17 protein-coding genes are annotated in these 17612 nt (G+C 69.7%); 2 read left to right on the top strand and 15 right to left on the bottom strand.

Features of this window, described 5'->3' with window-relative positions:
* Nucleotides 1–153 precede the first annotated feature (153 nt).
* From QSK05_RS28640 to QSK05_RS28630, 3 genes are read right to left on the bottom strand one after another with little or no spacing between them, the layout of a single operon-like run.
* Nucleotides 154–1902 carry an acetyl/propionyl/methylcrotonyl-CoA carboxylase subunit alpha gene (locus QSK05_RS28640; protein ID WP_285600475.1) on the bottom strand — a complete coding sequence of 583 codons (1749 nt, stop codon included), beginning with the start codon at nucleotides 1900–1902 and terminating at the stop codon, nucleotides 154–156.
* Complete coding sequence (rfbA, locus tag QSK05_RS28635; protein WP_285600474.1) at nucleotides 1899–2801, bottom strand: glucose-1-phosphate thymidylyltransferase RfbA; 903 nt, start codon at nucleotides 2799–2801, stop codon at nucleotides 1899–1901. Before rfbA ends, QSK05_RS28640 begins: the two co-directional genes overlap by 4 nt.
* Nucleotides 2802–2803: 2 nt before the next feature.
* The gene (locus tag QSK05_RS28630; protein WP_285600473.1) at nucleotides 2804–3586 is read right to left on the bottom strand and encodes an AfsR/SARP family transcriptional regulator; all 783 of its coding nucleotides are present in this window, start codon (nucleotides 3584–3586) and stop codon (nucleotides 2804–2806) included.
* A 408-nt stretch (nucleotides 3587–3994) separates the two neighbouring features.
* Between QSK05_RS28630 and QSK05_RS28625 the strand changes: the two genes are divergently transcribed.
* Entirely contained in the window at nucleotides 3995–5065 is a 1071-nt protein-coding gene (locus tag QSK05_RS28625) for a sensor histidine kinase (protein WP_285600472.1), read from the top strand.
* 3 nt (nucleotides 5066–5068) lie between these two features.
* A complete protein-coding gene (locus QSK05_RS28620) occupies nucleotides 5069–5803 on the top strand; it encodes a response regulator (RefSeq protein ID WP_285600471.1) in 735 nt (244 codons plus the stop codon).
* Here QSK05_RS28620 and QSK05_RS28615 read toward each other — a convergent pair.
* The 12 genes from QSK05_RS28615 to QSK05_RS28560 all read right to left on the bottom strand — a co-directional run bounded on the left by QSK05_RS28615 (nucleotide 5798) and on the right by QSK05_RS28560 (nucleotide 17607).
* On the bottom strand, nucleotides 5798–6007 hold the full coding sequence (locus QSK05_RS28615; RefSeq protein WP_285600470.1) for an acyl-CoA carboxylase subunit epsilon: 210 nt from the start codon (nucleotides 6005–6007) through the stop codon (nucleotides 5798–5800). The genes QSK05_RS28620 and QSK05_RS28615 overlap by 6 nt on opposite strands.
* Nucleotides 6004–7575 carry an acyl-CoA carboxylase subunit beta gene (locus tag QSK05_RS28610; protein ID WP_285600469.1) on the bottom strand — a complete coding sequence of 524 codons (1572 nt, stop codon included), beginning with the start codon at nucleotides 7573–7575 and terminating at the stop codon, nucleotides 6004–6006. The genes QSK05_RS28615 and QSK05_RS28610 overlap by 4 nt, the downstream gene beginning before the upstream one ends.
* A gap of 50 nt (nucleotides 7576–7625) precedes the next feature.
* Nucleotides 7626–8567, bottom strand: a complete 942-nt coding sequence (gene fabD, locus QSK05_RS28605) for an ACP S-malonyltransferase (protein ID WP_285600468.1) — start codon at nucleotides 8565–8567, stop codon at nucleotides 7626–7628.
* 4 nt (nucleotides 8568–8571) lie between these two features.
* Complete coding sequence (locus QSK05_RS28600) at nucleotides 8572–9336, bottom strand: SDR family oxidoreductase (protein ID WP_285600467.1); 765 nt, start codon at nucleotides 9334–9336, stop codon at nucleotides 8572–8574.
* A 375-nt stretch (nucleotides 9337–9711) separates the two neighbouring features.
* A complete protein-coding gene (locus QSK05_RS28595) occupies nucleotides 9712–11232 on the bottom strand; it encodes an FAD-dependent monooxygenase (protein ID WP_285600466.1) in 1521 nt (506 codons plus the stop codon).
* Nucleotides 11233–11243: 11 nt separating this feature from the next.
* The gene (locus tag QSK05_RS28590; protein ID WP_285600465.1) at nucleotides 11244–12206 is read right to left on the bottom strand and encodes an aromatase/cyclase; all 963 of its coding nucleotides are present in this window, start codon (nucleotides 12204–12206) and stop codon (nucleotides 11244–11246) included.
* A 29-nt stretch (nucleotides 12207–12235) separates the two neighbouring features.
* Nucleotides 12236–13018 (bottom strand): 3-oxoacyl-ACP reductase FabG, encoded by a 783-nt coding sequence (gene fabG, locus QSK05_RS28585; RefSeq protein WP_285600464.1) that lies wholly within the window; start codon nucleotides 13016–13018, stop codon nucleotides 12236–12238.
* Nucleotide 13019: 1 nt separating this feature from the next.
* Nucleotides 13020–13286, bottom strand: coding sequence for an acyl carrier protein (locus QSK05_RS28580; protein ID WP_285600463.1), 267 nt, complete (start codon nucleotides 13284–13286; stop codon nucleotides 13020–13022).
* Nucleotides 13287–13311: 25 nt separating this feature from the next.
* Nucleotides 13312–14514, bottom strand: coding sequence for a ketosynthase chain-length factor (locus QSK05_RS28575; protein WP_285600462.1), 1203 nt, complete (start codon nucleotides 14512–14514; stop codon nucleotides 13312–13314).
* Nucleotides 14511–15779 carry a beta-ketoacyl-[acyl-carrier-protein] synthase family protein gene (locus tag QSK05_RS28570; RefSeq protein ID WP_285600461.1) on the bottom strand — a complete coding sequence of 423 codons (1269 nt, stop codon included), beginning with the start codon at nucleotides 15777–15779 and terminating at the stop codon, nucleotides 14511–14513. Before QSK05_RS28570 ends, QSK05_RS28575 begins: the two co-directional genes overlap by 4 nt.
* Nucleotides 15776–16102 (bottom strand): TcmI family type II polyketide cyclase, encoded by a 327-nt coding sequence (locus tag QSK05_RS28565; protein WP_285600460.1) that lies wholly within the window; start codon nucleotides 16100–16102, stop codon nucleotides 15776–15778. The genes QSK05_RS28570 and QSK05_RS28565 overlap by 4 nt, the downstream gene beginning before the upstream one ends.
* 20 nt (nucleotides 16103–16122) lie before the next feature.
* The gene (locus tag QSK05_RS28560; RefSeq protein WP_285600459.1) at nucleotides 16123–17607 is read right to left on the bottom strand and encodes an FAD-dependent monooxygenase; all 1485 of its coding nucleotides are present in this window, start codon (nucleotides 17605–17607) and stop codon (nucleotides 16123–16125) included.
* Nucleotides 17608–17612: the final 5 nt, after the last annotated feature.

Below are 17612 nucleotides of genomic sequence, written 5' to 3'. Positions count from 1 at the left end.
ACGGCGCCGATCCCCCGACCGTCGCGCACCGCATTGTCCCGCTGGAGGATGCCCGCCAGAACCGGTTTCCCGGTATCCGCCCGAATGTGAAGGCGACGTCGGGCTCCCGGGGAGCCCGACGTCGTTCACCTCGCACCCGATCGCCCTCGTGATTCAGTCCTTGAGCTCGCAGATCAGCGCACCCGACGTGACCGTCTGACCGATCTGGGCGGTCAGGCCGGTCGCGATCCCGGCCTTGTGGGCGGTGAGGGGCTGTTCCATCTTCATCGCCTCGAGCACCACGACCAGGTCGCCCACCTCCAGGCGCTGCCCCTCCTCGACGGCGACCTTGACGATCGTGCCCTGCATCGGTGAGGTCAGGGCGTCGCCACCGGCCCCGGCCGAAACCTTTCCCTTCGCCCGGCGCGGCGCCTTACGGACGGCCGGGGTGCCGGACGACCCCAGACCGGCCGGCAGAACGACCTCCAGCCGTTTACCGCCGACCTCCACCACCATCTTCTCGCGCGGGTCACCGAGTGACTCCCCGTCGGAGGCGACCCCGGTCCAGGGCGGGATGGTGTTGTCGAACTCGGTCTCGATCCAGCGGGTGTGCACCGTGAACGGCTCACTGGTGAAGGCCGGGTCCGCCACGACCGCCCGATGGAACGGCAGCACCGTCGGCAGACCCTCCACCACGAACTCGCCCAGCGCCCGCCGGGCCCGTTCCAGCGCCTGACGGCGGGTGGCACCGGTGACGATCAGCTTGGCCAGCATCGAGTCGAACCCGCCCCCGATCACCGAACCCGCCACCACACCCGAGTCCAGACGCACACCCGGCCCGGACGGAGGCTCGAACACCACCACGGTGCCCGGCTGGGGCAGGAAGTTGCGCCCCGCGTCCTCACCGTTGATCCGGAACTCGATCGAGTGCCCCCGCACCGGCGGATCGTCGTAACCCAGCGGCTCCCCGGCCGCGACCCGCAGCTGCTCACGCACCAGGTCCAGGCCGGTGACCTCCTCGGAGACCGGGTGCTCGACCTGCAGGCGGGTGTTGACCTCCAGGAACGAGATCGTGCCGTCGGGGCCGATCAGGAATTCACAGGTGCCGGCGCCGACGTATCCGGCCTCGGTCAGGATTGCCTTCGACGCGCGGTACAGCTCGGCGGTCTGGTCGTGGGTCAGGAACGGGGCGGGTGCCTCCTCGACCAGTTTCTGGTTGCGGCGCTGCAGCGAGCAGTCCCGGGTGGAGACGACCACCACGTGCCCGTGGGCATCGGCCAGGCACTGGGTCTCCACGTGCCGCGGGTGATCGAGGAACCGCTCCACGAAACACTCACCCCGCCCGAACGCGGCCACCGCCTCACGGGTCGCGGACTCGAACAGCTCCGGGATCTCCTCCAGCGTGCGGGCGACCTTCAAGCCCCGCCCACCACCACCGAAGGCGGCCTTGATCGCCACCGGGAGCCCGTGCTCACGGGCGAAGGTGGCCACCTCGTCCGCCGTCTGCACCGGATCCCTCGTGCCCGGCACCAGGGGTGCTCCCGCGCGCTGAGCGATGTGGCGGGCCTTGACCTTGTCACCCAGCACATCGATCGCCTCCGGGGGCGGGCCGATCCAGGTCAGCCCCGCAGCCAGCACCGCCGTCGCGAAATCGGCGTTCTCGGCCAGGAACCCGTACCCCGGATGCACCGCATCCGCCCCCGAACGCGAGGCCACGTCCAGCAGCTTGTCGACCATCAGGTACGACTCCGCCGCCGTCACACCCTCCAGCGAGTACGCCTCGTCGGCCACCGTGACGTGCAGGGCGTCCCGGTCGGGCTCGGCGTACACGGCCACCGAGGCGATACCGGCGTCCCGGCAGGCGCGCGCGATCCGCACCGCGATCTCACCCCGGTTGGCGATCAGGACCTTGCTGATGCTCATCTCGCTCCTTCCGGCTGGGATCCGGCGCTCCAGGTGCGGGCCGCCAGAAGATTCATCAGGTAGGTGCCGTACCCGGACTTCTCCATGGCCGCGGCCAGGGTGATCAGCCCGGAGTCGTCGATCCAGCCGTTGCGCCAGGCCACCTCTTCCGGGCAACCCACCAGATGACCCTGCCGGGTCTCGATGACCTGCACGAACTCGCCGGCGTCCATCATCGACCCGAAGGTTCCGGTGTCGAGCCAGGCCGTGCCGCGCTCCAGCACGTTCACCCGCAGCAGTCCCCGCTCCAGGTAGTGCTCGTTGACGGTGGTGATCTCCAGCTCGCCGCGGTGGCTGGGGCGCACCGACCGGGCGATGTCGACCACGTCGTTGTCGTAGAAGTAGAGGCCGGGCACGGCGTAGTTGCTCTTCGGCGCCGCGGGCTTCTCCTCGATCGAGAGCACCTGCCCGGCGTCGTCGAAGTCGACCACCGCGTAGGCCCCCGGATCCGACACGTGGTAGGCGAAAACCCTTGCCCCTACTGGATCGACGCAGTCCCGCAGAGCAGCGCCCAGACCCCGGCCGTAGAAGATGTTGTCACCCAGGATCAGCGCGACCGGCTCGTCGCCGATGAAGTCGGCGCCGATGATGAAGGCCTGGGCCAGGCCGTCGGGCTGCGGCTGGTCGGCGAACTCGATGTGGATGCCCAGCTCGGAGCCGTCACCGAGCAGCCGCTCGAACTGCGAGCGCTCCCAGGGGGTGGTGATGACGAGGATCTCGCGGATACCGGCCATCATCAGGGTGGAGAGCGGGTAGTAGATCATCGGCTTGTCGTAGATCGGCATCAGCTGCTTGCTGATGGCCTTGGTGATCGGGAAGAGCCTGCTGCCGGTGCCCCCGGCCAGAATGATTCCTCGCATGCTCAGCCCACTTTCAGCATCTGTCGCTGGAGCTGCCGGACGTCTTCGGACGGCGGCACCCCCATCTCGCGATCCAGGATCTCCTCGAGGCTGTGGTAGGCGGCGAGCGCCTCGCCCCGGCGATGGGTGTGTACGAGCGCCTCGATGAGCCGGCCGTGCAGCCACTCGTTGAGGGGGTGCATGCGGACGAGGGCACGCAGCGGGGCGATCTGGTCGCGGTGCAGGCCGAGGGCGAAGGCGGCGTCGAAGCGCAGTTCCTGGGCGCGCAGCCGTTCTTCTTCCAGGTGCACGGCGTAGGCGTCGAGAAGGGGGCCTCGGGTGACGTCGGCGAGCGCGGGGCCGCGCCAGAGCGTCAGGGCCTGGTCGAGCAGGGCGAGGGCGGACTCGTGGCGGCCGGCCCGGGAGACCCGTTCGGCCTGTTCGACCAGGGAGCGGAACCGGTGGACGTCGATGGCGTCGGGAGCCAGATGGAGCCGGTATCCGGCGGGCTGGGTCTCGATGCGGACGCCGTCACCCCAGGTGCGGCCCAGATCCTTGCGGAGGTGACACATGTAGGTCTGCAGGGTGGCCATGGCACTGCGTGGGGGTCGTTCGCCCCACAGTTCCTCGATCAGGTCGTCGGTGAGCACCACCTGGTTGGCCCGCAGCAGCAGATAGACGAGCAGTTGCCTCACCTTTGGCGGGGCGGACGGCCGGGCCGGCGCGTCCTCCCCCTCGTCCGCGGTGATCTCCAGGCAGCCGAGAAGACGGAACAAGGTCACGATCCCTCCCACGAGCTCGGTCACGGTTCGCCCCCCGGCCCCGTTGCCGTGACGTTGACTCGGGTCGATGCTAAGTCGGAAGGGCGTGGTGAAACCGAGAAGGGAAGGCGATCTTTGGGGCGCGTGACGATCCTTTGGAACGACCGTCGCGATCAATCGGACCGAACCGGGTTCCGAAGTGCCCGTTCGGGCGACCCTCCACGGAACAGTAAGTTGAACGCTCACCGGTGCACCTTGGTGCCGTTTTTGTAGCACTTACAGATGGTTCGTTGAGCTTTTACATTTTTGACCTATGCTCCGCAAGCGACGCTGCGGTAATAAGGGAGGTACGCAGCTTCGCGCGCGATGCCGACACAAGGGCGTGTCCGTTTGCCGCCTGTACGACGACTGGGGAGGATCGTGAACGGCAGCCCTGAAAGCGCGAGACATGTTGTGGCGCAACTGCTTCACGATAATCAAGAGCTGATTCTCAGCCGGTACGGCAGATATCTCGACCAGATCGACAGCTTCCAGCTCGCCGATGCCCCGATCCGCCATCTCATCATGACCGAGGCCCGGGTGGTGCTGGACGAGATGAAAGAATCGATGTCCGGCCATTTCTCACGTACCAACCGACACGGGGTGCTGGTCGAGCGCCGGATCACGACCCTCCCGGGCTCGGAGGTCATCCATCCCACCGACTCGCTGGTTGCCGCAGGCAAGCTGATCCGCTCCGTCACCGAGACGATGGCCGCCTGCCTCGCGCAGCTACCCGATTCCGCCCGGGTGACGGCTGACTTCACCGTCCTGCTGAACGAGACAACCTTCGCGCACATCCTGGCCACCTCGCAGGCCTACGCCAACCAGCGCCTGGAGGAGATCCGGCTGGCCAACGAGGAGGAGCGCCTGCGGATCTCCCGGGAGCTGCACGACCGGGTCGGCAACACCCTGAGTCTGGCCCTGCGCCAGATCGAGACCGCGCAGGAGATCACGCCCCCCGGCGGCGGGGCGAGACAGGTGCTGAGACAGGCGCAGCAGCAGGTCAGCGAAGCGATGGAGACGACCCGCCACGTGCTGGCCGGGCTACGTCTGCAGTCTCCCAAGGAATCACTGAAGGCCGCTCTGGACAGTCAGATCGGCCAGCTCGCACAGCACGAGGTGCGCACCGAGGTCACGGTGAACGGCGACGAGAGCTGGCTGTCGGACGACCTGCGCGGCGAGGTGTTCCTCATCGTCAACGAGGCGGTGCGCAACGCCCTGACCCACTCCGACCCCGACCACCTGTTCGTCTCCATCGAGATCCTGCCCCGCGAGTTGCGGGCCACGATCGAGGACGACGGCTCGGGTTTCGACACCGGCCCACCTCCGGGTGACGGGAACGTCTTCGCCGGCACCGGGCTGCGGTCCATGCAGGAACGGGCCCAGCTGGTCGGCGCGCGGCTGCGGATCCACAGCCAGCGCCGCTACGGCACCCGCCTGGACCTGATCGTGCCGTTGCCGCCCGCCGATCTGGTCAGGAGCTGATCCGTGACCGTCTTCGCAGATTCCGAGAACACCCGGATCGCCCTGGTCGACGACCATTCCCTGCTGCGCGAGGGACTGCGGCAGATCCTCGAGACACAGCACGATTTCGAGGTCGTGGGCGAGGCCGAGAGCAGTCCCGAGGCCGTCAGCCTGGTCGAGCGCACCCAGCCCGACGTGGTGCTGCTCGACGTCGAGATCCCCGGCAACCACGTCACGGTCACGGTGCAGCAGATGCGCGAGGTCTCCCCGCTGACCATGGTCGTCGTGCTGTCGATGTTCGACTCCCCGCAGCTCATCCGGGAGCTCATCGACCTGCAGATCCACGCCTACCTGCTGAAGACCACCAGCAAGTACGAGCTGATCGGCGTGGTCCGGGCCGCCCGGCCCGACAGCAACCGCTGCGTGCTGTCGGTCTCCCGGCCCACCCTGGAGAAACTGAGCGCTTCCTCCCTGGTGCCCGACGCGTCCACTGATCGTTCCGCCCTGACCGAACGCGAACTGGAGGTGCTCCGGCTCACCGCCGAGGCCCTGAGCAACGCCCAGATCGCCACCCGGCTGGGCGTTCCGCAGCCGGCGATCAAACGTCATCTGCGCAACATCTTCGTCAAGCTCGACGCGGTCTCGCGCATCGACGCGGTGAACCGGGCGGTGGCGGCCGGACTCATCGGGTCCCCCGCCCCCGCGACCGGCCCGCACCGCATCATCCACGAGACCGGTTCACCACGCGCCGTCTCATGACCGGCCTGCACGACCTGCACGACCCGACCGACCGGTCCAGGACGAGGCCGCGACGAACCGGGCGGGGCGTTCAGGCCGGTGCCACCCGGCCGAGGCCCGGCGGGCGTCACCGCCGGGCGCCACGGCCAGCATCAGCAGCGCCCCGACCAGCGCCGCCAGCTCGTCCGCGTCCGGATTTCCCGCGGTGACCCGTAACTCGCTCACTGGGGCGGGTTCCCGTGCTTGCGCGAGGGCAGCTCCGCGTGCTTCTGGCGGAGCATGTCCAGCGAGCGGATCAGGGTACGGCGGGTGTCGGCCGGATCGATCACGTCGTCGACCAGGCCGCGTTCGGCCGCGTAGTAGGGATGCATGAGAGCGGTGCGGTACTCCTTGGCCATCCGCGCGGCCGTGGCCACCGGGTCGCCCGCGGCCTTGATCTCGTGCCGGAAGATGACGTTGGCCGCGCCCTCCGCGCCCATCACCGCGATCTCGTTGGTGGGCCAGGCCAGGGCCAGGTCGGCCCCGATCGACCGGGAGTCCATCACGATGTACGCGCCGCCGTAGGCCTTGCGCAACACCAGCGAGATCCGCGGCACCGTGGCGTTGCAGTACGCGTACAGCAGCTTCGCCCCGTGCCGGATGATGCCCGAGTGCTCCTGCTGCACACCCGGCAGGAACCCGGGCACGTCGACCAGCGTCACCAGGGGAATGTTGAACGCGTCGCAGAACTGCACGAACCGCGCGGCCTTCTCACTGGCCTGGATGTCGAGGGCCCCGGCCAGACGGCTGGGCTGATTGGCCACGATGCCCACGACGTGACCGTCGAGCCGGGCCAGCGCGCAGATCACGTTCTGGGCCCAGGCCTCGTGCACCTCGAAGAACTCACCGTCGTCGACGACCTGCCCGATCACCTCGGTCATGTCGTAGGCCCGGTTCGGGTCGGTCGGCACCAGGTCCATCAGGCCGTCGCCCGAGCGGTCGGCCGGGTCGTCGGTGGGCGTCACCGGCGGCAGCTCGCGGTTGTTCTGCGGCAGCATCGAGACCAGGTAGCGCACGTCGGCCAGGCACGACTCCTCGTCCTCGTAGACGAAGTGCGCCACCCCCGAGGTGCCGGCGTGCACGTCGGCACCGCCCAGCCCGTCCAGGGTCTCCTGCTCACCGGTCACGGCCTGCACCACGTCCGGCCCGGTGATGAACATCTGCGAGGTGTCCCGCACCATGAAGACGAAGTCGGTCAGGGCCGGCGAGTAGGCCGCCCCGCCCGCGCACGGGCCCAGCATCACCGAGATCTGCGGGATCACCCCCGAGGCCCGGGTGTTGCGCACGAAGATCCCGCCGTAGCCGGCCAGGGCCGTCACGCCCTCCTGGATGCGCGCACCGGCCCCGTCGTTCAGCGAGACCAGCGGCGCCCCAGCGCTCAGGGCCAGATCCATCACCTTGTGGATCTTCTGAGCGTGGGCCTCACCGAGCGCCCCGCCGAAGATCCGGAAGTCGTGGGCGTAGACGAAAACCGTTCGCCCCTCGATCGTTCCCCAGCCGGTCACGACACCGTCGGTGTGCGGGCGGCGGTCTTCCAGGCCGAACCCGGTGGCCCGGTGCCGTCGCAGCGGCTCGATCTCGGTGAACGACTCCTCGTCCAGCAGCAGCTCGATGCGCTCGTACGGGGTCAGCTTGCCCTTGGACCGCTGACGTTCGGTCGCCTTCGGGTTCACGGCCCGGGCCGACCGCTTGATCTCGTCGAGCTCCTCGACCAGGTGATGGACCACCCGGCGGGTGGGATGCATATCGAGCATGTCTGGAGCACCTCTCATCGCAGTGCCGATCCCAAGTCGCAGTGCCGGTCTCAACGTAGGGCCGGCCTTGACGTTTCCACGGTGCGGCTCAGGGACTCCAGCGTCCCGGTCGCGTGGGCGGCCGAACCCGGGACCGCCCGGCGGCACAGACCGCCGAGCACCTTTCCCGGGCCCACCTCGACGAACCGGCCGGCGCCCTCGCGCGCCATCGCCCGGACCGCCTCGGTCCAGCGCACCCGGCCGGTGAGCTGACGCCGCAGCACCGACCGGGTCTGGGCCGCGGTGGTCAGCGGCGCGGCCGTGACGCTCGAGATCACCGGCAGCACCGGATCCCGAAACGTCGTGCCGTCCAGGGCCAGGGCGAACTCGTCCTCGACCTCGGCCATCAAGCTGCAGTGGAACGGCGCCCCGACCGGCAGGGCGACCACCCGGGTCGCACCGGCCGCCCGGGCCACCTCGCTCAGCGCCTCGACCCCGTCGACCGTGCCGGAGACCACGACCTGTCCGGGAGCGTTGTCGTTGGCCACCTCCACGACCCTCTCGGTGAGCAGGCACAGGTCCTCGACCTCGGCCAGGTCCAGCCCCAGCACGGCCGCCATCCGCCCCGGTGTGCGCTCGTTGACGGCCTCCATCAGCTGCCCCCGAAGCCGCACCAGCCGCAGCGCGTCGGTCCACTCCAGCACCCCGGCACAGACCAGGGCCGCGTACTCCCCCAGACTGTGCCCGGCCACGACGCCGGGCCGCAGGCCGTGCTCGGTCAGCACCGCGAGAGTGACGACGCTGGTGAGGAACACGGCCGGCTGCGTCACCGACGTCGACTGCAGGGCCTCCTGCGGCCCTTCCCAGCACAGCCGCGACAGCTTCATCCCGAGGATCTCGTCGGCGCTCTCGTAGTAGGGCCGCACCCGGTCCGGGTACTGCCGCAGCAGGTCGAGACCCATCCCGACCTGCTGCGAGCCCTGCCCGGGAAAGACGAAGGCCGTGTCGTCCATGCCCTCAGCCGCCCAGCAGCGTGCCGCCGCTGGCGTCGACGAACGTGCCGGTGATCCACCGGGCGTCGTTCGAGGCCAGGAACGCCACCACGTCGGCGATGTCCTCCGGCTCCCCGATGCGCTTGAAAGCCGTCATGTTCGCCATGAACTCGCGGGCCTCGGGCACCTCGAAGATCGGCGTGCCGTTGTTGGTGACGCCCGGCGACACCGTGTTGACCGTGATGTTGCGCGGCCCCAGCAGACGGGCCAGGTGCAGACTGGTCTGGTCGAGCGCCCCCTTGCTCATCGAGTAGGCGATCTCCTCCGGGTTGGCGTACCGCAGCAACCCGGTACCGATGTTGACGATCCGGCCGCCGTCGGGCATGAACTCCAGCACCTTCAGCGTGAGGAACAGCGGTGCCTTCGCGTTGACCGCCATCAGCCGGTCGAAGATCTCCCCGGTCAGGTCTTCGGGCTTGACCCCGCCCATGATCCCGGCGTTGTTCACCAGGATGTCCAGCCGCGCCTCACCCGTGTGCTCGACCAGTCCCGCCGTCAGCGCCGTGACCAAGGTGTCGACGTCACCGGGCACCCCCAGCTCGGCCTGCACGAGAAAGCCCTTGCCACCGGCCGACTCGATCGCGACCAGGGTCTCCTTGGCCGCTGTGCCGTTGCTCGCGTAGTGCACCGCGACCACGGCGCCCTCGGCGGCCAGGCGCAGGGCCGTGGCCCGCCCGATCCCCCGGCTGGAACCGGTCACCAGTGCGGTCTTGTTCTCCAGAGTGCCCATCGAATCCTCCATTGTTGTGGACGTTCTGACTGACGGTTCCTGGTGCGTCCAGTGGGTGGACGCGAAGGTTCACGGGCTCGGGACCGGGCCGGCCAGTGCGTGTTGTGGAAGTCGCTGCCGTGCCGAGGAAGTGCCCGGTGCCCGCAGTAGGCATGGTTCACAACACGCTCTGACAGACCCGGAGCCGGACGGTCTGCGTTGTGTACACCTGGTACATCCGGTACCGGATGTACCAGGTGTACACAACGCGTCGGTGGTCTCTGGGCCGTAGCGGCCCCAGGACTGTGCCCCTTGTTCCGAGCCCCATAGTTTCGAACCCCATGGTTCCGAGTCCTCTTGATCCGACGTCCCTTCATGTCCGTCGCACCAGGTATTTCAGTGGGTTTCGCGAGGTTGACCGAACCAGCGCGCCAGCGCCACTTCCACGGGCTCCGGGCTCTCATCGGTCCAGACCACATGGCCGTCGGGACGGATCAGCACGGCGGCCGGCAGATCGGGTACCGCGCGGGCGACGACCTGATCCACGCGGTCGCGCCACTTCCCGGCCTTCTGCCGGGCCTGGTCGGGGCCGAGTTCCAGGAGCAGACCCCGGCCCGATCGCAACAGTTCGGCGGTATGGGTAGGGCCGTCGGGGGTGACCAGATCAGTGGGCGGCAGCCTGGCCCCCAGGAGCCGGTGCGGGAGATCGGACACGGGGTATCTCACGTCCAGCGCGGTGATCCGGCCCGACAGGTACTCCTGCACCGCCGGCAGGTCGAGCAGGTCGCCCAGCACCGAGCGCACCTCGTCCAGGTCCCGGCTGCCGAGCAGAATCATGGCCTGGGCGCCGATCTCGGTGAGGGCCGCGGCCCCGACCGGGTGGCGTTCGTCGTGATAGCTGTCCAGCAGGCCGGGCGGGGCCCAGCCCTGCACCTGGGCCGCGAGTTTCCAGCCCAGGTTCACGGCGTCCTGCAGGCCGATGTTGATGGCCTGGCCGCCGATCGGCATCTGCTGGTGGGCGGCGTCGCCCGCCAGCAGCACCCGGCCCCGGCGGTAGCTCGTGGCCTGGCGTTGAGCATTGCCGAAGGCATTCACCCAGACCGGTTCACCCGAGGAGATGTCCTCGCCCGTGACCCGGAACCAGGCCTCGGTCACCTCGGTGAAGTCCGGCTCCAGCGAGGCCTTCGCGCCGAACTCGTGCACGATGATCCGGGTGACGCCCCCCGGCCGCTTCGCCGAGGTCACCAGCCCTCCCGACAGCCGCACGAAACGGCGCTCGGGCAGGTCGATCCCGGTGATGTCGGCCCGCAGCAGCACCCGGTCGGCCTCCGGCCCGTCCAGCTCGAACCCGGCCAGCCGGCGCACCGTGCTGTTCTCCCCGTCGCAGCCGACCACCCAATCGGCGACCATCCGCACCGAGGCGCCGGACGCGTCCACCATGTCCGCCTCGACCGCCTCGGCAACCTCGGCAACCTCGGCAACCAAGCCGGCCCCGCCAACCCCGGTCGCCCACGCCGGTCCGGCCCCGGGGCCACCGGGGCCCAGACCGACCAGCCGCACACCCCGGCGCACATCGGCCCCGAGCCCGGCCGCCCATGCCTCCAGGACCTGCTCGGTACGGGTCTGCGGGATCAGCCACTGGCCCGGGAACGGGCTCGCCGCCCGGTCGAGCCGCAACCGGATCCCGCCGAAGTGCCCGACCGGCTCCTGACCCGGCGTGCCCAGCCGCGGCAGCAGACCGCGCTGGTCGAACACCTCCATCGTGCGGGCGTGCACCGTCATCGCCCGGCTGGCGGCGCTCGGGCTCGCCAGCTGCTCGATCACCGTCACCGCCACGCCCTGAAGCCGTAGCTCACCGGCCAGCATGAGCCCGGTCGGGCCGGCGCCGACGATGAGGACGCAGGGGTGATCCGGCATCTGTGACCCTCTCAGACTCGGTTCCCGGCGAGCTTGCGGGCACCCTCGGCGAACGCTTTCGCCTTCATCAGGGTTGCGGTGCTGTTGCCGCTCAGGGCAGTACGGACGAACGTCCGGGCCTCCTCGACGCCGGCGTCCGGCCCGAGGATCTTCGTGATGTTTTCGGTGTTGATGATCACCGTGTGCTGCGAGGTGGCGGACGTGCCGGTGCTGTCCTCCTCCAGCCGCCAGTAACCGGTGTGCAGCGTCATCAGGGCCGGCACCACGATCTGCTTGTAGACGATGCGCTCACCCGGGAAGCAGACCCGCACCGAGGTGGTGGTGTGGGTGGAACCGTCCTTGGTGCGGGTGTCCATCGAGAGCAGTTGCAGCCCGGGCACATCTTCGGAGAGCTTGACCGCGGCCACGTGCGGCAGCCGTTCGGTCCACCGCTGGGCCTCGTTGAGGAAGTCGTAGACGTCCTGCGCGGAACCGTCGATGTGCACGGTGTCCTCGAACGACAGCACCAGTGAGCCGTCCGTGACCAGCTCGACGCTCTTCTTCAGCGCCGCCAGCTCCGAGCGGCTGTTGCGGTCGACGGCCTGCTCGATCCACTCCAGGCCGGCCGGGTCGTCGTCGACCGCGCGGTAGTCGTGCAGGAGCCGCACCCGGGACGTGGCCGGGGAGATCGCCTCGACGATCCAGGTGCCCCCCATCGTGGCCACCGGCGGCGCCGAGACCTCCTGGCGGAACTCGATCCTCATCGCCTTCGGGTCGAGAACCCGCCGGGAGGTCCAGGTCTTGGCCGATCCGTTGGCCGTGGCCCAGATCCGGATGCGCTCGGAGCCCTCGCCCCGCTCCAGGTGCTCCACGTGGATGGTCGGCGGGAACAGCCGGGGCCAGTTCTCCACCTCGGCAATCAGCCGGTACACGGCCGGGGCCGGCGCGGCGATCTCGACGGCGTGCTCGACCTGCCGGAAACCTTCGTCTGACATGTTCTCTCCCATCGGAAGTGAGCGAGCCCCTAGAAGTTGCCGAGTCCGCCGCAGACGTTCAGCGCCTGTGCGGTGATGGACCCGGCCGTGTCGGAGGCCAGGTAGCCCACCAGCCCGGCGACCTCCTGCGGGGTGGAGTACCGACCGAGCGGGATCTTGGCCTGGAACTTCTCCAGGATCGCCGTCTCCGAGGTGTGGTAGGCCGCCGCGTAGCCCTGGCGCACCCGCTCGGCCATCGGGGTCTCGACGTAGCCCGGGCAGACCGCGTTCACGGTGATGCCGGTCGGGGCCAGCTCGTTGCCCAGGGCCTTGGTGAAGCCGACCACGCCGTGCTTGGACGCCGAGTACGGCGCTCCCAGCACCACGCCCTGCTTCCCCGCGGTGGAGGCGATATTGACGATGCGCCCGAACGACTTGTGGCGCATGCCACCGGCGTTCATCACCTCGCGGGTCACCATGAACACGCTGTTGAGGTTGGTGGCGACCACGTCGAGCCAGAGGTCGTCGGTGATGTCGGCGGTCACCCCGCCACCGCTGCGGCCGGCGTTGTTGACGAGCACGTCGATGGTGCCGAACCGGGTCACGGCCGCGGCGACCAGGGTGCGGATGTCGTCGGGCGAGCGCACGTCACAGGTGGTGCCGTCGACGTCCAGGCCCTCCTCGCGCAGTTCCTTCACCGTGGTGGCGACGTCGTCGGCGTTGCGGGCGCAGAAGAACACCTGGTGGCCCTGCTCACCCAGGGCCCGCACCACGGCGAGCCCGATCCCGCTGGTCGCCCCGGTCACCAGGGCCACACGCTGTGGCTGAGCCATGTCAGACGCTCCCCACGGACAGCTGCTCGTTCACCAGGTCGATCACGGCCCGGGGGGTGGTCGCGTCGACGACCAGGTCGTCGTCGAGACTGATGCCGTACTCCCGCTCGATCCGGCCGCAGGTCTCCAGCAGGGCCAGCGACTCGTAACCCAGCACCTCGAACTCGGTGTCGAGGATGTCGGAGTCGAGGTCCACGCCCTCGGGCGTACCGGCCCCGGCGCGCAGGATGCGGCGCAGGTCGTTCAGATGGAAAGCCTTGTCAGACATGTTTTTCCCTTTCACGGAGAAGAGGTCAGCCACGAACGACGAGCGCGGAGTTGAACCCGCCCTGGCCCCGCGCCAGCACGAGGGCCGTACGTACCGGGACGGCCCGGGCCTGCGTCACCAGGTCCAGCTCGAGTTCCGGCGCGGCCGTGACGTTCACGGTCGGCGGGATGACGCCGTCCCGGATGCTCAGCAGCGCCGCCACCACGTCCAGCGGCGCACCACCGGAGTTCAGGCGGCCCGTCATGGTCTTGGGCGCCGTCACCGGAACGCCCCGGGCACCGAAGACCGCCCCGATCGCCTGGGCCTCGGCCCGGTCGAGTTCCGGCACGGCGGCCGCGTCGGCGAACACCACGTCCACCGCGTCGGCGCCCACCCGGGCATCGGCGAGCGCGACGCGCACGGCCCGTTCCAGCCCGGACGAGCCTCCGGACTCGGTGCGCAGGTCGAACGTGGATCCGTACCCGGCGATCTCCCCGTAGACGTGGCTGCCGCGACGACCGGCCTCCTGCGCGTCTTCCAGCACGAGCAGGGCACCGCCCTCGCCGGAGACGTGACCGCCGGCGGCGGCGTCGAAGGGCAGGAACGCCGTGGTGGCGTCGTTCACCGTGCTGAGGCGACCACCGGCGAGCTGGGCGGCCCAGCCCCACGGGCAGATCGAGGCGTCGACACCGCCGGAGAGGATGAGCTTGCTTCCCTTGCGGATCTGGCGGCGGGCGTGGGCGATCGCGTCGAGACCACCGGCCTGGTCGCTGACCACCACACCGCTCGGACCGCGCATGCCGTGCCGGATGGAGATCTGGCCGCTGTTGACGGCGTAGAACCAGGCGAACGACTGGTAGGCGCTGACGTACTGGCTGCCCTTGCTCCACAGGGCCTGGAGCTCGTTCTGCCCGAACTCGTAGCCGCCGGCCGAACTGGCGGTGACCACGCCCATGTCGAACTCGTCGATGTCGCCGGGTTTCACGCCGGCGTCGTCGAGGGCCCAGTCGGCCGTGACCAGCGCGATGCGGGTCATGTGGTCGGTCTGTGGGAGCAGGCGGCTGGCCAGGTGGTCGGCGGCGACGAACCCGGGCACCTCCCCGGCCAGACGGGCCGGGTAGGGGGTGGCGTCGAACCGGGTGACCGGGCCGATGCCGGAGACGCCGTTCTTCGTCGCCTCCCAGAAGTTGTCGGTGCCCAGGCCGTTGGGGGCGGCGACGCTCAGGCCGGTGACCGCGACGGCGTTCATCCTTCGCTCCGGTCGGGACGGGCCAGCACCATGGCGCTCTGGAAGCCACCGAAACCGCTGCCCACGCTGAGCACGGCGTCGGTCTTCCAGTCGCGCGCGGTCAGCGGCACGTAGTCGAGGTCGCAGTCCGGGTCGGGGGTGTGCAGGTTGGCTGTCGGCGGCACCACGTTGTTCTCCATCGCCAGCACCGAGGCGGCGATCTCGATCGAGCCGATCGCCCCCAGCGAGTGCCCCACCATCGATTTGATCGAGCTGATCGGCAGCCGGTACGCGTCCTGCCCCAGGCTGGTCTTGAACGCGGCGGTCTCGTGCCGGTCGTTCTGCTTCGTGCCCGAGCCGTGGGCGTTGATGTAGTCGAGCTGCCCGGGGGCCATCCGGGCCTCGGCCATCGCGGTGCTGATGGCCTCGGACAGTTCCCGGCCGTCGGCGCGCAGGCCGGTCATGTGGAAGGCGTTGCAGCGGCTGGCGAAACCGGCGATCTCGGCGTAGATGTGCGCGCCCCGGCGGCGGGCCGCCCCCAGTTCCTCCAGCACGAACACCGCGGCGCCCTCGCCGAGCACGAAACCGTTGCGGGTCGCGTCGAACGGCCGGGACGCATGTTCCGGGTCGTCCTTGCGCGGGGTGGTCGCCTTGATCGCGTCGAAGCAGGCCATGGTGATCGGGGAGATCGGCGCGTCGGTGGCGCCGGCGATCATCGTGTCGGCCGAACCCTCCCGGATCAGCTCGACGGCGTGCCCGACCGAGTCCAGACCCGAGGTGCAGCCCGTGGAGACCACCGTGGTGGAGCCCCCGGCGCCGACCTCCCAGGCCACCTCGGCCGCGAACGAACTCGGCACGAAGTAGTCGTACAGGTGCGGGGTGGCGTACTGGTGGTCGACCAGGTCGAGGCGGCCGTCGTCACTGACTACCCGGTACTCCTGGTCGAGGCTCATGGTGGCGCCGACCGCGCTGCCGATCGTGACGCCGACCCGGGCCGGGTCGGTGCTGGAGAGGTCCAGGCCGCTGGAGGCCACGGCCTCCCGGGCGGCGACCACGGCGAACTGCGCGGCCCGGTCCATCCGGCGGATCTGCTGCGGCCCCAGGCCGTGGAACTCGGGGTCGAAGTCGATCTCGGCGGCCACCTGCGACCGGTAGGGGCTGGGGTCGAAGAACGTGATGCCCCGGGTGGCCGTGCGGCCCTCGCTGAGCAGGCTCCAGAAGTTCTTCACCCCCACCCCGCCGGGGGCCAGCACCCCGACCCCGGTGATGACGACTCTGCGGCTCACGACTGGCTCCAGTGGTAGAAGCGGCTTGCCATGGCGTCTTTCGGCGACCGCCAGGTGCTGGGGTCGTAGGCCTCGATGAACGGCTTGAGGTCGTCGCTGATCCGCACGAACGCCGGGTCGGTCTTGGCCTCCTCGATCGCCTCGCCACCGGTCGGCGTGGCGAAGTCCTGGAGGTGGAAGTACAGGCCGCGGTAGGAGAACAGCTGCCGGCGGACGGTGCCCATCCGGTGCGGCAGGTCGGTGCCGTCGAAGTCGGCGAAGAGCTGGGCCACGTCGTCACCGGACTGCGGGAGCATCCGGGCCACGATCAGGGTGCTGTGCATGGGAATCTCCTCGGTGATGATCAGTTCTCGGGGATGGCCGGGCCGAACCAGCGCTCCAGGGCCTGCGGGAGCGCCACCGGGCCGGGCGCCGCCCAGGCCACGTGACCGTCGGGCCGGATCAGCAGGGCGCCGATGCCCTCCAGCGCGTTGTCCGGCCCGAGCTCGTGCGGGAAGGCCACGACGACGTCGACGCGGTCGGCCCAGCCCTGCGCGGCCAGGCCCTCCCCCAGGTCCAGCAGCACCCCGCGCCCGCTGCGCAGCAGCGTGGAGGTGCGGGTCTTGCCCTCGGCCCCGACCAGTTCCACGTCGGGCATCCGCAGCCCGACCAGCGGATGCTCGCCCGGACCGGAGCCGTAGTCGATGGCCAGGCCGCTGACCATGCCCGCGAGATGCTTGCTGACCACGTCGAAGGTGATCAGCTCCTTCATCACGTCACGCAGCGGCTGCACCTCGTCGCCACTGAGGAACAGCAGGCCCTGGGCCTGGGTGTTCATCAGCAACCGCACCCCGACGGCGTGGCGCTCGTCGTGGTACGTGTCCAGCAGGGTGTCCGGGGCCGTGCCCTTCGTCACCGCGGCCAGCTTCCAGCCCAGGTTCACCGCGTCCTGCACACCCGTGTTCATGCCCTGCCCACCGGCGGGCAGATGAATGTGCGCGGCGTCGCCGGCCAGCAGCACACGGCCCCGGCGGTACTCCGTGGCCAGCCGCGCGGCATTACCGAAAGCGCTCAGCCACAGCGGTGTCCCACCACTGATGTCCTGCCCGGTGAGCCGCTCCCAGGCGCTGGACACCTCGTCCCAGCTCGGCGGCGCGTCCCGCTTCTTCGGCTCGGTGCCGCGCTCGCAGACGATGATGCGGAAGACGCCGTCGCCCAGCGGGCCGGCCATCACCATGCCGCCGGGCAGGGTCTCCCCGATCATCCGGGTCTGGATGTCGGCGCCCTTCACGTCGCCCAGGAACATCTCCTGCGTGGACGCGGTGCCCGGGAAGTCGAAACCGGCTGCCTTGCGCACGAAACTGCGCCCACCGTCGGCGCCGACGAGGTACTTCGCCCGGAATCGCATCCTGCCGGAGGCGTTCTCGGCCTCGACCGTGACGCCGTCGGCGTCTTCCTCGAGCCCCACCACGCTGTGACCGCGGCGGATGCCGGCGCCCAGTTCACCGGCCCATGCCTCGAGCATGGCCTCGGTGTCGGACTGCGGCACGGCCTTGGCCCCACCGGCGTGGGGCGTGCCGAGCACGCTGAAATCAACCGGCAGACCGCCGAAATGGCCCAGGTCGGTGACCTGGATGTCACCGAAGCGCGACAGCAGGCCGCGCTGGTCGAACACCTCCAGGGTGCGGGCGGTGAAGCCGAGCCCTCGCGACTCCCCGGTCGGCTCGTCCAGCCGTTCCAGCACGATCACCTCGACGCCCGCCAGGCGCAGCTCCCCGGCGAGCATCAGGCCGACCGGCCCGGCTCCCGCGATCAGCACTTCGGTTGCGACGACTTCTTCGCTGTTCATCTGCC

This window comes from Kineosporia sp. NBRC 101731 (assembly GCF_030269305.1).
In the GTDB taxonomy this organism is placed as follows: Bacteria; Actinomycetota; Actinomycetes; order Actinomycetales; family Kineosporiaceae; genus Kineosporia.
The sequence above is the reverse complement of the archived record's forward strand: the minus strand, read 5'-3'. Positions and strand labels throughout refer to the sequence as shown.

Bases quoted from the DNA above. Each gene is read 5' to 3' on its own strand.
- QSK05_RS28590 (WP_285600465.1), bottom strand. From the start codon at position 12,206: ATGTCAGACGAAGGTTTCCGGCAGGTCGAGCACGCCGTCGAGATCGCC.
- QSK05_RS28575 (WP_285600462.1), bottom strand. From the start codon at position 14,514: ATGAACGCCGTCGCGGTCACCGGCCTGAGCGTCGCCGCCCCCAACGGC.
- QSK05_RS28595 (WP_285600466.1), bottom strand. From the start codon at position 11,232: ATGCCGGATCACCCCTGCGTCCTCATCGTCGGCGCCGGCCCGACCGGG.
- QSK05_RS28600 (WP_285600467.1), bottom strand. From the start codon at position 9,336: ATGGGCACTCTGGAGAACAAGACCGCACTGGTGACCGGTTCCAGCCGG.
- QSK05_RS28565 (WP_285600460.1), bottom strand. From the start codon at position 16,102: ATGCACAGCACCCTGATCGTGGCCCGGATGCTCCCGCAGTCCGGTGAC.
- QSK05_RS28560 (WP_285600459.1), bottom strand. From the start codon at position 17,607: ATGAACAGCGAAGAAGTCGTCGCAACCGAAGTGCTGATCGCGGGAGCC.
- QSK05_RS28610 (WP_285600469.1), bottom strand. From the start codon at position 7,575: ATGCTCGATATGCATCCCACCCGCCGGGTGGTCCATCACCTGGTCGAG.
- QSK05_RS28640 (WP_285600475.1), bottom strand. From the start codon at position 1,902: ATGAGCATCAGCAAGGTCCTGATCGCCAACCGGGGTGAGATCGCGGTG.
- QSK05_RS28580 (WP_285600463.1), bottom strand. From the start codon at position 13,286: ATGTCTGACAAGGCTTTCCATCTGAACGACCTGCGCCGCATCCTGCGC.
- rfbA (WP_285600474.1), bottom strand. From the start codon at position 2,801: ATGCGAGGAATCATTCTGGCCGGGGGCACCGGCAGCAGGCTCTTCCCG.
- fabG (WP_285600464.1), bottom strand. From the start codon at position 13,018: ATGGCTCAGCCACAGCGTGTGGCCCTGGTGACCGGGGCGACCAGCGGG.
- fabD (WP_285600468.1), bottom strand. From the start codon at position 8,567: ATGGACGACACGGCCTTCGTCTTTCCCGGGCAGGGCTCGCAGCAGGTC.